This window comes from Kitasatospora sp. NBC_00070 (assembly GCF_045041205.1).
Lineage (GTDB): Bacteria > Actinomycetota > Actinomycetes > Streptomycetales > Streptomycetaceae > Kitasatospora.
This window is the reverse complement of sequence record NZ_CP108247.1, coordinates 1,196,332-1,209,515: the sequence shown is the minus strand read 5'-3', so window position 1 is coordinate 1,209,515 and position 13,184 is coordinate 1,196,332. Positions and strand designations below refer to the sequence as shown.

12 protein-coding genes are annotated in these 13,184 nt (G+C 71.8%); 8 read left to right on the top strand and 4 right to left on the bottom strand.

Annotation, left to right across the window (positions count from 1 at the left end; all coding sequences use genetic code 11):
* Positions 1-2 precede the first annotated feature (2 nt).
* From OHV05_RS05655 to OHV05_RS05645, 3 genes are all read right to left on the bottom strand, one after another.
* Positions 3-800, bottom strand: coding sequence for a DUF4389 domain-containing protein (locus OHV05_RS05655; protein ID WP_405016638.1), 798 nt, complete (start codon positions 798-800; stop codon positions 3-5).
* A gap of 94 nt (positions 801-894) precedes the next feature.
* A complete protein-coding gene (locus OHV05_RS05650) occupies positions 895-1,395 on the bottom strand; it encodes a methylated-DNA--[protein]-cysteine S-methyltransferase (protein WP_405021398.1) in 501 nt (166 codons plus the stop codon).
* Positions 1,396-1,492: 97 nt separating this feature from the next.
* A complete protein-coding gene (locus OHV05_RS05645) occupies positions 1,493-1,822 on the bottom strand; it encodes a hypothetical protein (protein WP_403040865.1) in 330 nt (109 codons plus the stop codon).
* Between the two features lie 169 nt (positions 1,823-1,991).
* Here OHV05_RS05645 and OHV05_RS05640 point away from each other — a divergent pair, with 169 nt between their 5' ends.
* Both OHV05_RS05640 and OHV05_RS05635 read left to right on the top strand, forming a co-directional pair.
* Positions 1,992-4,334, top strand: a complete 2,343-nt coding sequence (locus tag OHV05_RS05640; RefSeq protein ID WP_405016637.1) for a cellulose binding domain-containing protein — start codon at positions 1,992-1,994, stop codon at positions 4,332-4,334.
* A gap of 14 nt (positions 4,335-4,348) precedes the next feature.
* Positions 4,349-5,794 carry a cellulose binding domain-containing protein gene (locus OHV05_RS05635; RefSeq protein WP_405016636.1) on the top strand — a complete coding sequence of 482 codons (1,446 nt, stop codon included), beginning with the start codon at positions 4,349-4,351 and terminating at the stop codon, positions 5,792-5,794.
* A 28-nt stretch (positions 5,795-5,822) separates the two neighbouring features.
* Here OHV05_RS05635 and OHV05_RS05630 read toward each other — a convergent pair whose 3' ends face one another.
* Complete coding sequence (locus OHV05_RS05630; protein WP_405016635.1) at positions 5,823-6,602, bottom strand: IclR family transcriptional regulator; 780 nt, start codon at positions 6,600-6,602, stop codon at positions 5,823-5,825.
* A 117-nt stretch (positions 6,603-6,719) separates the two neighbouring features.
* Here OHV05_RS05630 and OHV05_RS05625 point away from each other — a divergent pair, with 117 nt between their 5' ends.
* The 6 genes from OHV05_RS05625 to OHV05_RS05600 are packed head-to-tail and all read left to right on the top strand — an operon-like array spanning position 6,720 to position 13,180.
* Positions 6,720-8,054 carry an extracellular solute-binding protein gene (locus OHV05_RS05625; protein ID WP_405016634.1) on the top strand — a complete coding sequence of 445 codons (1,335 nt, stop codon included), beginning with the start codon at positions 6,720-6,722 and terminating at the stop codon, positions 8,052-8,054.
* Positions 8,054-8,974, top strand: coding sequence for a carbohydrate ABC transporter permease (locus tag OHV05_RS05620; protein WP_405016633.1), 921 nt, complete (start codon positions 8,054-8,056; stop codon positions 8,972-8,974). The genes OHV05_RS05625 and OHV05_RS05620 overlap by 1 nt, the downstream gene beginning before the upstream one ends.
* The gene (locus tag OHV05_RS05615) at positions 8,971-9,825 is read left to right on the top strand and encodes a carbohydrate ABC transporter permease (RefSeq protein WP_405016632.1); all 855 of its coding nucleotides are present in this window, start codon (positions 8,971-8,973) and stop codon (positions 9,823-9,825) included. Before OHV05_RS05620 ends, OHV05_RS05615 begins: the two co-directional genes overlap by 4 nt.
* A 33-nt stretch (positions 9,826-9,858) precedes the next feature.
* Complete coding sequence (locus OHV05_RS05610; protein WP_405016631.1) at positions 9,859-10,782, top strand: 5-dehydro-4-deoxyglucarate dehydratase; 924 nt, start codon at positions 9,859-9,861, stop codon at positions 10,780-10,782.
* 2 nt (positions 10,783-10,784) lie between these two features.
* The gene (locus OHV05_RS05605) at positions 10,785-12,041 is read left to right on the top strand and encodes a glucarate dehydratase family protein (protein WP_405016630.1); all 1,257 of its coding nucleotides are present in this window, start codon (positions 10,785-10,787) and stop codon (positions 12,039-12,041) included.
* A complete protein-coding gene (locus tag OHV05_RS05600) occupies positions 12,035-13,180 on the top strand; it encodes a hypothetical protein (protein ID WP_405016629.1) in 1,146 nt (381 codons plus the stop codon). The genes OHV05_RS05605 and OHV05_RS05600 overlap by 7 nt, the downstream gene beginning before the upstream one ends.
* Positions 13,181-13,184 lie beyond the last annotated feature (4 nt).

The window sequence follows — 13,184 nt, the reverse complement described above, 5'->3', positions numbered from 1 at the left end:
GCTCAGTAGGTCGAGGTGACCGGGCGGGAGACCCGGGCGGTGTCGTCGTCGTCCGAGGTGACCGACGTGGTGATCGAGCTGGCCAGGTAGGCCAGCGCGCCGATCACGATGAACACCACCAGCAGCCCGCGCCCCGCACTGCTGAGCACCAGCGGCCGGGTGGCCGAGACGGGGCCGCCACCGACCGGGGAGTCGACGGCGGTCTCGCCGAACAGGCCCTTCGGGTAGGCCGAGCTGAGCATCAGGTAGTACGCCTGGTAGCGGTACCGGTACCGGACGATGGCCGCGGTCGCCTCGAACAGCGGGCGCGGCATCCGGCCGAGGAACAGCACCACCAGCCAGCTGATGAACGAGACCGCCCACCAGCCGAGCCCCAGCACGCCCTGGATGATCGCGGCCGGGATGATCAGGACGATGCGGAAGAACACCGCCAGTCGGTTCAGCTCACCGGGCCGGACCTCGATCCGGACGGGGTACTCGGGGGCGTCGAACCGGAACGGCGGGTACGCGTCCACCAGCAGCATCAGGTACGCCTCGACCCGGGTGGAGTACCCGACGTACCCGGTCAGGTAGCGCGCCGCGAACTCCGGCAGGCGCCCGGTGAACAGCGCGCCGAACCAGCCGATCACCATCACGAAGAAGGCCACGACCGAGAGCAGCCAGACCACGATGAACTGCGGGATCAGCAGCAGCATCCGGAAGAACACGGTGAGCCGGCTCTGCTGTTTCGGCTCCGGCACGTCCAGCGCCGGAAGCCACTCACGGCCGGGCGCCGGCAGCGTGGCGGATGCGTCCCACATGGTGTCTCCCTGAGGCTTCGTCAGCAGTCCCCTGCTCCGAAGATCCCAGGTGCACCCGCAGCCCGCCCGCCGGGCTGGACCGAACGGGAGCCGGTCAGGCCCGGCCCTCCAGCTCCAGCAGCTGCTGCTTGCGCTCCAGCCCGCCCGCGTAGCCGGTCAGCGAGCCGTCCGCCCCGATCACCCGGTGGCAGGGCCGGATCACCAGCAGCGGGTTCGAGCCGTTGGCCGTCCCGACGGCGCGGGCCGACTTGCGGGGGAGCCCGGCCTGCTCGGCCAGCTCGCCGTAGGTGACCGTCCGGCCGTGCGGGACCTGCTCCAGGGCGGCCCACACCCGGCGCTGGAAGTCGGTGCCGTGCGCGGTGAACTCCAGGTCGAAGGTGGTCGACTCGCCCGCGAAGTACGCCCGCAGCTGCTCGGCCACCTCCTCGAACGCCTCGGCCTTCTCGATCCAGCCGGGCTGCACCACGGCCGCGTTCCGCTGCCCCGTGGTCATCGAGACCGAGGCGAGCGCGGTGCCGCCCCTGGCGGTGGCGGACTCCTCGCCGACCAGCAGCAGCTCGCCGAGCGGACTGTCGAGGGTGGTCCAGACGGTGATCACGGTCTCTCCCAGGGATCGGGGTGTTCGTACCTGTCCCAGTCTGCCGGGTGGCCGGACGGCCGACCGGCGGAAATCGGACGCCGCGTTGGCGGGGTCACCGGGCGGGCCGGCGGGCCCCGGCCACCAGGACCGCCCCGGCGGCAGCCGCCACCACCCCGGCGGCGAGGAAGCCGCCGTTGGAACGCCAGGAGAGCACCGACCAGCGCGACTGCGCGGACAGCAGCGAGCCGGTGCTCAGCCAGGACGCGGTCGAGAGCACCGAGAGCGCGGAGCCGATCGAGCCGAGCGACAGCACACTGCCGACCGACCCGACCGACAGCACGGAGCCGACCGATCCGACGGAGAGCACCGAGCCCACCGAGCCGATCGACAGCACGGAGTCCTTGGACCAGAGCGAGAGCGGCGAGTCAGCGAGAATCGACATGCTCCGATCGTAGTGCTGGGACGAGGGCCTGACGGTGCGTCAGGCGAGGGGGGATCATCGCGTCCACATATGTGGAAGGCATACGTAATTTAGGATAACTATTGACCTGCTGGACCGCTGTCAGCACCATGATGGGCGGCTGCCTCTCCCCCACTGCTCTGGAGGTACGTTGTCCACAAGAAATCTCGTCGCGCTCGCCTGCGCGACGATGGTGCTGCTGGCGGCCGGCGGGTTCGCGGTCGAGGCAAACGGCATGGCACCCAACGGAGTTCAGCAACAGGTCGGCGGTTCGCCGGACCTGTCGAAGGCCAACCGCCGGGCGCCCGTCGCCGGCCTGTACGACTGGTCCGAGGCGGGCTACCGAGGCGGCGCGGACCTGCCCGGCGCCGCCGACACCAATCCGGACGCCGCCTGTCAGATCACCCCGGCCGAGCTGGCCGCCCAGTTCGGGGTGCGTCCCGACGACGGGGCGGACGACTCGGCGGGGCTGCAGGCCGCGATCGACCGGATCCGGACCGCCTGCTCGCCGGGTGCGAGCTACACCAAGCTGTCGCTGATCACCCTGCCGGCCGGGGTGCTCCAGGTGTCGAAGCAACTCGGCGTCGACGCCGACTACCTGACGATCCGTGGCGCGGGCAGCGGGGCCGGCGGCAGCCGGATCGTGTTCCGGCCGGACGCCGACACCCGGTACGACGCGCTGACGCCGGACGGGTCGGACTGGGACGAGGACGGCATGACCTCGGGCTCGGCCAAGGGCGGCTGGATCTGGCCCGGGCGCGGGCTGTTCCGGGTGCAGTCGCGCGGGGTGAACAGTGCCTACGCCAGCGAGTACGCGGCGGCGCCGGCCAACCGGAAGGACCTGTTCGAGGGTACGGTCAACGTGCACTGGAAGGCGGGCCTGAAGCTCCGGGAGAAGACCGGTGGTGCCGGATTCGCGGCCAGGACCGGCGACACCGTGGTGCCGCTGGCGAGCAGCGGTGCGCTGACCAACCTCCAGGTCGGCGGCCTGGTCAACATCCGGGCCGCCAACTCGCTGAAGTTCTACGCCCAGCAGGACATCCAGCCGGCCGACGGCACGCTGCAGAACATCCACATGCGGCAGCAGATCTTCACCGTCACCGCCGTCGACACCGCCAACCGCACCATCACGCTGGACAAGCCGCTGGAGTACGACGTCCCGGTCACCTCGACCTCGGACGGCTCGGCCCCGATCGAGGGCGTGGTCTACGACTCCAAGGCCGCACCGATCGTGGACCCGGTGCTCGGGGTGGGCTTCGAGAACTTCGCGCTCACCCAGGACATGCCCGGCCTGAACCAGGCGGACGCCGTGCACAACTACGGCAACATGTCGCCCGCCGACGAGATGCACGGCATCGTCTTCAAGTGGGCCGCCAACTCCTGGGTCCGGGGCATCCGGACCGAGATGACCGGGTCGCACCCGATCGTCACCGAGGAGGCGTACCACCTCCAGATCGTGGACAACCAGCTGGACGGCTCCTGGAACAAGGGCAAGGGCGGCAACGGGTACTTCCGGGGCTCCCGGGTCTGGGACTCGCTGTACGCGGGCAACACCTCGCGCAACCTGCGGCACTTCACCTTCCAGTGGTCCGCCTCCGGCAACGTGGTGATCGGCAACGACTTCGACTCCGACGTCAACCTGCACGGCGGGTGGGAGCGGAACAACCTGATCGAGCTCAACACGGTGACCGTGCCGTACGAGCACCGCTCCGCCAACTGCCGTTCCAACTGCGGGGAGGAGGGCGGTGGGGCGCCGGACGCCTCCAGCTGGTTCCCGATCTGGTGGGGTGCGGGCAAGAAGGCGGTGAAGTGGTCCGGCTCCAGCGGGCCACGCAACGTCTTCTTCAACAACACCATGACCAAGCAGGTCACCGCCGGTGGCGCGTACCTCCCCTACTACGCCGACCACCAGCGGATCTACCAGTTCGGCTGGAGCGGTACGGCCTGGCAGCACCTGGACACCGGGGGTACGCCGATCCCGGACTGGGCGAGCCGGGAGCAGCTGGACTTCACCGGCGGGCACGGGGTGGACGCGAGCCGGACCGACCCGGGGGCCTCGCTCTTCCTCAAGTCGGTTAACGGGAGCACTCCTTCGCCCTCGCCGTCCTTGTCGCCCTCGCCGTCGTCCAGCCCCAGCCCGACCGTGAGTCCGTCGCCCAGCCCGAGTCCGAGCCCGACGGTCAGCCCGTCGCCTACCGGCACCGGTTGCCTGAGCGCACGGACCGTCAAGGGGTCGAGCTGGAGCAGCGGCTACGGCATGGACGTCTTCGTCAAGAACAACTGCGCCGTGAAGAGCACGAGTTGGACGGTGGAGTTCGACCTGCCGGCCGGGACCACGGTCGCCGGCAGCTGGTCGTCCGCCCGGACCCAGAGCGGCCTGCACTACACCTTCGTCAACGTCGGCTACAACGGCGCGATCGCCCCCGGTCAGGAGCAGGGCTTCGCCTTCAACGCCGGGGGTCTCGGCCTGCCGTCCAACCTCACCGCCCGCTGATGGGAGCCGCAGGGATGCGCAGAACAGTACTGGGCGGTTTCACCGCCGCCGCGTTGGCCGCCGCGAGCCTGCTGGCGCTGCCCGCGCACGCGGCGGCGCCGAGGCTGACCGCCAAGGTGGTGCAGGGGTCGGTGTGGAGCACCGGCTACGGGGCCGACGTGGTGGTCGCCAACAACGGCGATGCCGTTTCGGCGAGTTGGACGGTGGAGTTCGACCTGCCGGTCGGGACCACGGTCGCCGGCAGCTGGTCGTCGACCCGGACCCAGAGCGGCCGGCACTACAAGTTCGTCAACGTCGGCTACAACGGCACGGTGGTGCCCGGGGGCACCCAGAGTTTCGGGTTCAACGCCGCCGGTCTCGGCCTGCCGCTGAACTGCACCCTCAACGGGGCGCCGTGCAGCGGTGGTTCGCCCACCCCGAGCCCGACGCCCACGCCTACCGTTTCACCCACGCCCACACCCACACCCACACCCACGGGCCCGGCCGGTCCGGTGGTGGACGTCTCGACCGCCGCACAGCTGAGCGCGGCACTGGCGGCGGCCACGCCCGGCCAGACCATCCGGCTGGCGCCGGGCGAGTACCACGGCGCGTTCGCCACCACCCGGCCCGGCACCGCCGCCCAGCGGATCACGCTGACCGGCCCGCGCACCGCCGTGCTGGTCAACGAGGGCCCCTCGGGTGACCCGCCCGCCTGCCCGGAGCCGACGCCCGGCTGGGACTCCGGCTACGGCCTCTGGCTGGCCGGGGCGCCGTACTGGAACCTGACCGGCTTCACCGTGCAGGACTCCAAGAAGGGTGTGGTGCTGGACAGTTCGCACCACGTCACGGTGGATGGGCTGTACGTCCACCACGTCGAGGAGGAGGGCGTGCACTTCCGCCGGTCCTCGGCCGACGGGGTGATCCGGAACTCGGTGATCGAGTACACCGGACTGGTCCAGCCCGGGTACGGCGAAGGGGTCTACCTCGGCTCGGCGGGCTCGAACTGGGGCTGCCACGGCAACTCCGGCGGGGTGGACCGGTCCGACCGGGTGCTGGTGGAGAACAACCGGATCGGTCCGTACGTCGCGGCCGAGCCGATCGACGTCAAGGAGGGCACGTTCGCCGGGATCATCCGGGGCAACACCTTCGACGGTCGCGGGATCAGCGGTGAGAACTCGGCCGACTCCTGGATCGACGTCAAGGGCATCGACTACCTGATCGAGGGCAACACCGGCAGCTTCGCGGCCCCGGGCACCTTCGCCAACGGGTACGAGACGCACAACCCGAGCAGCACGCCGTCGTTCCCGAACGGCTGCGGCAACCTCTGGCGGGGCAACACCTCGGACCTGGGCGGGGTCGGTGCCTACGCCATCAGGATCACCTCGCCGTCGAGCTGCTCGGCCCGGCCCAACGTGGTGTACGCCTCCAACACCGTCACCAGGGCGGTGAGCGGCCTGACCAACGTCCCCGTCACGCCGTAGCGGGACGGGAACGCCGGCCGGGCGGTCGCTATCTGATGCCGTGCCGGCGGAGCGTACCGGCGAGGGCGGTGGTGTGGGACACCACCGCCCTCGCGACGCGTGCCACCTCCTGCTCGGTGGCGGCGTCGACCGGCATCGAGCAGCTGATCGCGTCGGTGGCCGGGATCCGGTAGTGCACGGGGGCGGAGACGCAGCTGACGCCGGGCGTGCCCTGCTCGCGTTCCAGCGCCCAGCCCCGGTCGCGGGAGCGGGCCAGTTCGGCGTGCAGTTCGACGCGGTCGGTGACGGTGTGCGGGGTGAGCGCGGGGAGCTCGTCCGGCAGTATCGCGTCCACCTCGGCGGTGGTCAGCTCGGCGAGCAACGCCTGCCCCAGCGCGGTGAGATGGGCCGGCAGCCGGCGGCCCACCCGGGAGACCAACCGGACGGTGTCGCGGGCCTCCCGGCTGGCCAGGTAGAGCACGTAGGCGTCGTCCCGGCGGGCGAAGTGCACGGTGTAGCCGGTCTCGGCCCGGAGGTCCTCCAGGGTCTCGTTGGCGTACGGCAGGGCCGGGTCGCGGTCCAGGTACGCGGTGCCGGAGAGCAGCGCGTGCGGCCCCACGCCGAAGGAGGAGCCGCTGTCGTCGGCCTCCACCCACTTGAGCTCGCGCAGGGTCCGGATCAGGGCGTGCAGGCTGCTGCGGGGGTAACCGAGCCGTTCCTGCAGCTCGCTGACGGTCAGTCGGTCGGGGGAGGCGGCCAGTGCCTCCAGGATGCGCACGGTGCGCTCGGCCGACTTGACCGTCGAAGCGTCCGGTTGGGCAGAGGGCATGTCCACCATCCAGATAAGTGCCGCAGGAGTGTTGACCGTCATAGTAACGGACGCTAACTTTCCCTTGCAGTGCTGCCACATTCTCAGATTCTGTCCATATACGTAGACAGGACGTCGATGCTCCGCAGATCCGCAACCACCCTTGCGGCCGTTCTGGCCGCCGCCGTGGCCCTGACCACCCTGACCGCGTGCGGCTCCGGCTCCGGTGACGGCCGGGGCGCCACCGACGACAAGGCGCCGCTGGAGATCTGGGTGCGCAAGCCCCCGGGCTCCAACACGGAGCAGACCCACCGGCAACTGGCCGCGAGGTTCACCGAGTTGACCGGCGTGCCGGCCCATGTCACCGCCCTGTTCGACGACTTCGAGACCAAGCTGCAGCAGGCCGCGGCGCAGAAGAAGCTGCCGGACCTGATCGTCAACGACACCGCGCAGCTCGGCACCCTGGTCAAGCAGGGCCTGGTCCGCGAGGTCGACCGCCCCGCCACCAAGGGCGGCGACCAGCTGATACCCGCGTCCTGGGACGCGGCCAAGGGCGCCGACGGCAAGTACTACGGCGTCCCGTTCTCGGCCCAGACCTTCGGGCTGTTCATCCGGAAGGACTGGCGGGAGAAGCTCGGGCTGGCCCAGCCCGCCAGCTGGGACGAACTCGACGCGCTGGCAAAGGCGTTCACCACGCAGGACCCGGACGGCAACGGCAAGGCCGACAGCTACGGCTACGTGGTCCCCGGCTCCACCAAGCGCGGCTACCTGGACTGGTACTTCTCCAGCTTCCTGTGGTCGGCGGGCGGCGACTACTTCAGCAAGGACGGCAGGACGCCCGCGATCGCCGACCCCGCCTCGGTGCTGGCGGCCCAGCGGCTCAAGGACCAGTTCTGCACCGCGAAGACCGTGGTGCCGGGCGCGGCGACCGCCGAGACCACCCAGGCCCACCCGCTGTTCGAGACCGGCAAGGGCGGCATCTACTTCACCGGCCCGTACAACATGGCGCGGTTCGACAAGAGCCTGGGCAAGGACAAGTACGAGGTGATCGCGCTGCCCGCCGGTCCGGGCGGGCGGAGCGTCTCGCTGGCCGAGGGCGAGAACGCGTACCTGATGGCCGGGTCGAAGAACCGCACCGGGCAGCAGAAGTACGCCGAGTTCCTGGTCTCGGCCGAGGGGCAGACGATCGGGATGGCCGGCGACACCGACGGCAACGTGGTCCGGCTGCCCGTCAACAAGGGCGTCGACCTGGCGGCCGTCCGCAAGGACCAGCGCTGGCTGGTCTTCGACCAGGTCTTCCGGGAGGCCGGCCGGTACGCGCCGGTGGTGAAGGAGTGGACCCCGTTCCGGCAGGCCTCGGCCGAGGCGCTGAACGGCCTGGTCGCCGACTGCGGCTCCGACCCCAAGGCGGTGCTCGCCAAGCTGGCGGACACCTTCGCGGCCGAGCTGACCAAGCAGGGAGCCGGCTCCTGATGAACCTCGGACCGACCGTCGGGTGGCCGAACCGTCGGGGCCGGCTGACCCCCTGGCTGTTCCTGGCCCCGGCGCTGGTGCTGTTCGGGCTCTTCAAGTTCCTGCCGATGTGGCGGGCGGTCGGGATGAGCTTCCACGAGGTCCGGCCCTACCTCGGCGACCGCTGGGTCGGCGGGGCGAACTACCGGCAGGTGGTCACCGACGAGGCGTTCCTCGACGCGATCGGGCACACCCTGCTGCTGGCGGTCGGTCAGACCGGCGGCTCGGTGCTGCTCGGACTGGCGCTCGCCCTGGTGCTGGAGGGCAGCTCGCGGCGGCTGTGGATCGTCCGGACGGCGGTGTTCCTGCCGACCGTCACCGCGATGGCGGTGGTCGCCGAGGTCTGGCGGATCCTCTACTACCCCGCCCCCGACGGTGTGGTGAACGGCCTGCTGAGCTGGGTCGGGGTGGGGCCCTCGCAGTTCCTGAACAGCCCGGACAGCGCGCTCTGGTCGGTCATGACGGTCGGGGTCTGGCGCGGTGCGCCCTACGACATGATGATCTTCCTGGCCGCGCTGGCCGGGGTGGACCGGACGCTCTACGAGGCGGCCGCCGCCGACGGTGCGGGGGTGTGGCGGCGGGTCTGGCACGTCACGCTGCCCGCGCTGCGGCCGGCCTTCGTCATCCTGCTCACGCTGGCCGCGATCCGTAGCCTGCGGGTGTTCACCGAGATCTACCTGCTCACCAACGGCGGGCCGAACGGCTCGACCGAGGTGCTGATGACCCTGATCTACCGACTCGGCCTGGAGCGCGGCGAGTTGGGCGTGGCGGCGGCCGGCTCGATGGTGCTGTTGGTGGTCTCGGTGCTGCTCACCCTGCTGGTCAGGCTCGGCCGTCGCCGAACCGGGAAGGCCGCGACATCCGGAAGGGCCGCGCCATGAAGAACCGTCAACTCGACACCGCCCTCGGCCTGGACGCCCGGAACGGCCCGCTCGCCCTGATCGGCAAGCTGGTCCTCTACGGGCTGCTGGTCCTGGTCTTCGCCGGGCCGCTGCTCGCCCTGCTGGTCAGCGCGTTCAGCCCGGTCAGCGACCCGACCAGGCTCACCCTGCTGCCGACCGACCTCACGCTGGCCAACTTCCGGGCCGCCTTCGACCGGGACGTGCTGCGCTACCTGCTCAACTCCTTCCTGGTGGTGGGCGGTGGCCTGCTGCTCCAGGTCGGGGTGAGCATCTCGGCCGGCTACGCCCTGGCCCGCAAGCGCTTCCCGGGGATGCGGCTGGTGCTGCTGCTGATCCTGTCCACCATGATGCTGCCGGAGGAGGTGCTGGCCATCCCGCTCTCGCTGGTGCTGTCCGACCTCTCGCTCACCGGCAGCCTCTGGGGCATGATCGTCCCGGTCGGTGCCTGGGCCTTCTCGATCCTGGTGACCGCCGAGTTCATGAAGGAGATCCCGCTCGAACTGGAGGAGGCCGCCCGCCTGGACGGCGCCGGCGACCTGCGGATCTTCTGGTCGGTGGTGCTGCCGCTGTGCAAGCCGGCCCTCGGCGTGATCGGCATCTTCGGCTTCACCATGATCTGGGACCAGTACCTGCTCCCGCTGCTGGTCGCCACCGACGCCAGGCAGTTCACCCTGCCGCTCGCGCTGCGCACCCTGCGCGCCGACGAACAGGTCGGGGTCGGGGTGCTGCTGGCCTCCGCGCTGCTCGCCCTGCTGCCCAGCGTGCTGGCCTTCCTGGCCATGCAGCGGCAGTTCATGCGCGGGCTCACCTCCGGCGCGGTCAAGGGCTAGGACCGTCAACCATCGTTCTGATCAGGAGATTTCATGCGCCTGCACGGGCTTCTGTCGTTCCCCCTGACCCCGTTCACCGACGACGACAAGGTGGACCTGGCCGTCTTCGCCGAGCACCTGGAACAGCAGGTGGCCGCCGGGCCCGCCGCGCTCTTCGTGGCCTGCGGCACCGGCGAGTTCACCGCACTGGCCCTGGACGAGTACCGCGACCTGGTGGTCACCGCCGTCCGGGTCGCCGACGGCCGGCTGCCGGTGGTGGCCGGCTGCGGCGGCGGCCCCCGGATGGCCCGGGAGTTCGCGGTGGTGGCCGCCGAGTGCGGCGCGGACGGCCTGCTGCTGCTCCCGCCCTACCTGGTCACCTCCACCCCGGGCGGGCTGGTCGAGCACGTCCGCTACGTCGCCTCGGCGACCGCGCTGCCGGTGGTGGTCTACCAGCGCGCCAACGCCGTCCTGGACGAGGCCGCCGCGCTGGCGCTGCTCGACGTGCCGACCGTGACCGGCATCAAGGACGGCCGGGGCGACGTGGACGCGATGCTCCGGCTGGTCACCGCCGTCCGGACCAGCGGCCACCCGAGGGCCGCCGAGTTCGGCTTCCTGAACGGTCTGCCGACCGCCGAACTCTCCGTCCAGGCGTACCGGGCGATCGGCGTGGAGTGCTACTCCTCGGCCGTGCTCTGCTTCGCCCCCGACCTGGCCACCGCCTTCCACCGGGCGGTCGAGCGGGGCGACCAGGACACCGTCCGGCTGCTGCTGGCCGAGTTCTACCTGCCGCTGGTCGCGCTGCGCGACCGGGTGCCCGGGTACGCCGTCGCGCTGGTCAAGGCCGGGGCCCGGCTGGCCGGCCTCGCGGTGGGCCGGGTCCGGCCACCGCTGGTGGACGCCTCGCCGGAGCACGTCGACGAGTTGGGCCGGATCCTGGCGCGCGGCCGGGCCGCCCTGGCCACGGTGGTGGAGTGACCGTGCGGATCAGGGACGTGGTGGTCACGCCGATCGCCTTCGCCGACCCCCCACTGCTCAACTCGGCGGGGGTGCACCAGCCCTGGGCACTCCGGGCGGTGGTCGAACTGCGCTGCGGCGACGGCCTGGTGGGCCTGGGGGAGACCTACGGGGACGCCCCGCACCTGGCGCTGCTGCGCGCGGTCGCCCCGGCGCTGACCGGGCTCGACCCGTTCGACACCAACGGGCTGCTGCGCCGGATCCGGGCGGTGCTCGGCGACGCGGACGCCCCCGACAAGCACGGTCTGACCGGCGGTTCCACCCCGCAGAAGACCGCGCTGCGGGTGCTCAGCCCGTTCGAGGTGGCCTGCCTGGACCTGCAGGGGCAGCTGGTCGGCCGCCCGGTGGTGGACCTGCTCGGCGGCCGGGTACGGGACGAAGTCCCGTACTCCGCCTACCTGTTCTACAAGTGGGCGGGTCACCCCGGCGCGGCCGGCGACGAGTACGGCGCGGCGCTGGACCCGGACGGGATCGTCGCCCAGGCCAGGCGGATGGTCGGGCAGTACGGCTTCGGCTCGATCAAGCTCAAGGGCGGGGTGCTGCCGCCGGATCAGGAGGTCGAGGCGGTGCACGCGCTGCGCGCGGCCTTCCCGACCCACCCGCTCCGGATCGACCCCAACGCCGCCTGGACGGTGGAGACCTCGCTCCGGGTCGCGGCCGAGACCGAAGGGCTGCTGGAGTACCTGGAGGACCCCACCCCCGGCATCCCCGGAATGGCCGAGGTGGCGCGCGGCGCGACCATGCCGCTGGCCACCAACATGTGCGTGGTCAGTTCCGCCGACCTGCCCGAGGGCTTCGGGCAGCGGGTGGTGGGCGTGGTGCTCGCCGACCACCACTACTGGGGCGGGCTGCGCCGCTCGGCCGAACTCGCCGCCACCTGCCGGGCCTGGGGCGTCGGGGTCTCGATGCACTCCAACAGCCACCTCGGGATCAGCCTGGCCGCGATGACCCACCTGGGTGCCGCGCTGCCCGAACTCACCTACGCCGCCGACACCCACACCCCCTGGCAGTACGGCGAGGACGTGCTGGCCGAACCGCTGCGGATCGTCGACGGCGCCGTCCGGGTGCCGGACGCCCCCGGCCTGGGCGTCCGGCTGGACCCGGACGCGCTGGCCCGGCTGCACGAGAACTACCTGCACTGCGGCATCCGGGAGCGCGACGACACCGCGTACCTGCGCAGCATCGACCCGGGCTTCGAGAAGCGGCGGCCGCGATGGTGACCGTCTCGGCACACGCCTACCCCTGGGACGTGCTCGGCGACCCGGCCTTCGCCGATCGGGTGAGGGCCGCCGGGCTGGACGCGGTGACGCTCGCCGTCAGCTACCACTCCACCCGGGCCGCCACCCCGCAGCACCCGCACCGGCGGCTGGTGGACGCCCGGTACGCCGCGCTCTACCGGCCGGTCCGACCGCAGGTGTGGGCCGGGCGGCGGCTGGCCCCGCTCGGCCCGGACTGGCTGGCCGAGGCCGACCCGGCGGGCGAGGCGATCGCGGTCCTGGCAGCGGCCGGCATCCCGGTGAACGCCTGGGTGGTGCTCGCCCACAACACCCGACTCGGCCTGCTGGCACCGGAGTCGACGGTGCTCAACTGCTACGGCGAGCGCTACCCGTACGCGCTCTGCCCGAGCCGCCCCGAGGTGCGCGAGCACTGCGTCACGCTCGCCGTCGAGGCGCTGCGCGGACTGCCCGCCGGGGCGCTGGGCGGGGTCTCGCTGGAGTCGGCGGGGCAGTTGGGCGCGAGCCACCTCGGCTGCCACGAGAAGACCGACGGCGCCTACTCACCGACCGCGCTGCGAGCGCTCTCGGTGTGCTGCTGCCCCGGCTGCCGGGCCGGCTGGGGCGGGCTCGACCCGATCGAGGTGACCCGGTCGCTGCGGGCGGCGGTGGAGCATGAGGAGTGGCTGCCGGCGCCGGTCGCCACCGTCCTGCTGGCCGCCCGGCAGAGCTCCGCCGACCGCATGCGCCGCGAAGTGGTCGCAGCGGTAAGGGAGTTGCTGCCCGGAGTGCCCGTCACCCTGCACGCCCACCCCGACCCTTGGGGCACCGGCCCGTCGCCCGGCCTGACCCCCGCTGCGCCCGCCGAGGTGGACGCGCTGCTGGTGCCGTGCTGGCCGACCGCTCCGGCCAGTGCCGAACTGGTCCGGAGCGCGGCGGGGTTCGGCCGTCCGGTGGACGCGTACGTGACCCTGCTGCCACCCGCCGACCCGGCCGGACTGCCGGAGCACGTCCGGCGCCTGCGAGCGGCGGGTGCCGAGCGGCTCAGCCTGTACCACCTCGGCCTGCTCCCCGCCCGGCAGCTGCCGGTGCTGGCGGAGCTGGCCGAGGAGTTCCGCAACCATCCTTCCAGTCCGAGGAGTTGACGTT

Bases quoted from the DNA above. Each gene is read 5' to 3' on its own strand.
- OHV05_RS05655 (WP_405016638.1), bottom strand. From the start codon at position 800: ATGTGGGACGCATCCGCCACGCTGCCGGCGCCCGGCCGTGAGTGGCTT.
- OHV05_RS05645 (WP_403040865.1), bottom strand. From the start codon at position 1,822: ATGTCGATTCTCGCTGACTCGCCGCTCTCGCTCTGGTCCAAGGACTCC.
- OHV05_RS05635 (WP_405016636.1), top strand. From the start codon at position 4,349: ATGCGCAGAACAGTACTGGGCGGTTTCACCGCCGCCGCGTTGGCCGCC.
- OHV05_RS05630 (WP_405016635.1), bottom strand. From the start codon at position 6,602: ATGCCCTCTGCCCAACCGGACGCTTCGACGGTCAAGTCGGCCGAGCGC.
- OHV05_RS05625 (WP_405016634.1), top strand. From the start codon at position 6,720: ATGCTCCGCAGATCCGCAACCACCCTTGCGGCCGTTCTGGCCGCCGCC.
- OHV05_RS05620 (WP_405016633.1), top strand. From the start codon at position 8,054: ATGAACCTCGGACCGACCGTCGGGTGGCCGAACCGTCGGGGCCGGCTG.
- OHV05_RS05615 (WP_405016632.1), top strand. From the start codon at position 8,971: ATGAAGAACCGTCAACTCGACACCGCCCTCGGCCTGGACGCCCGGAAC.
- OHV05_RS05610 (WP_405016631.1), top strand. From the start codon at position 9,859: ATGCGCCTGCACGGGCTTCTGTCGTTCCCCCTGACCCCGTTCACCGAC.
- OHV05_RS05600 (WP_405016629.1), top strand. From the start codon at position 12,035: ATGGTGACCGTCTCGGCACACGCCTACCCCTGGGACGTGCTCGGCGAC.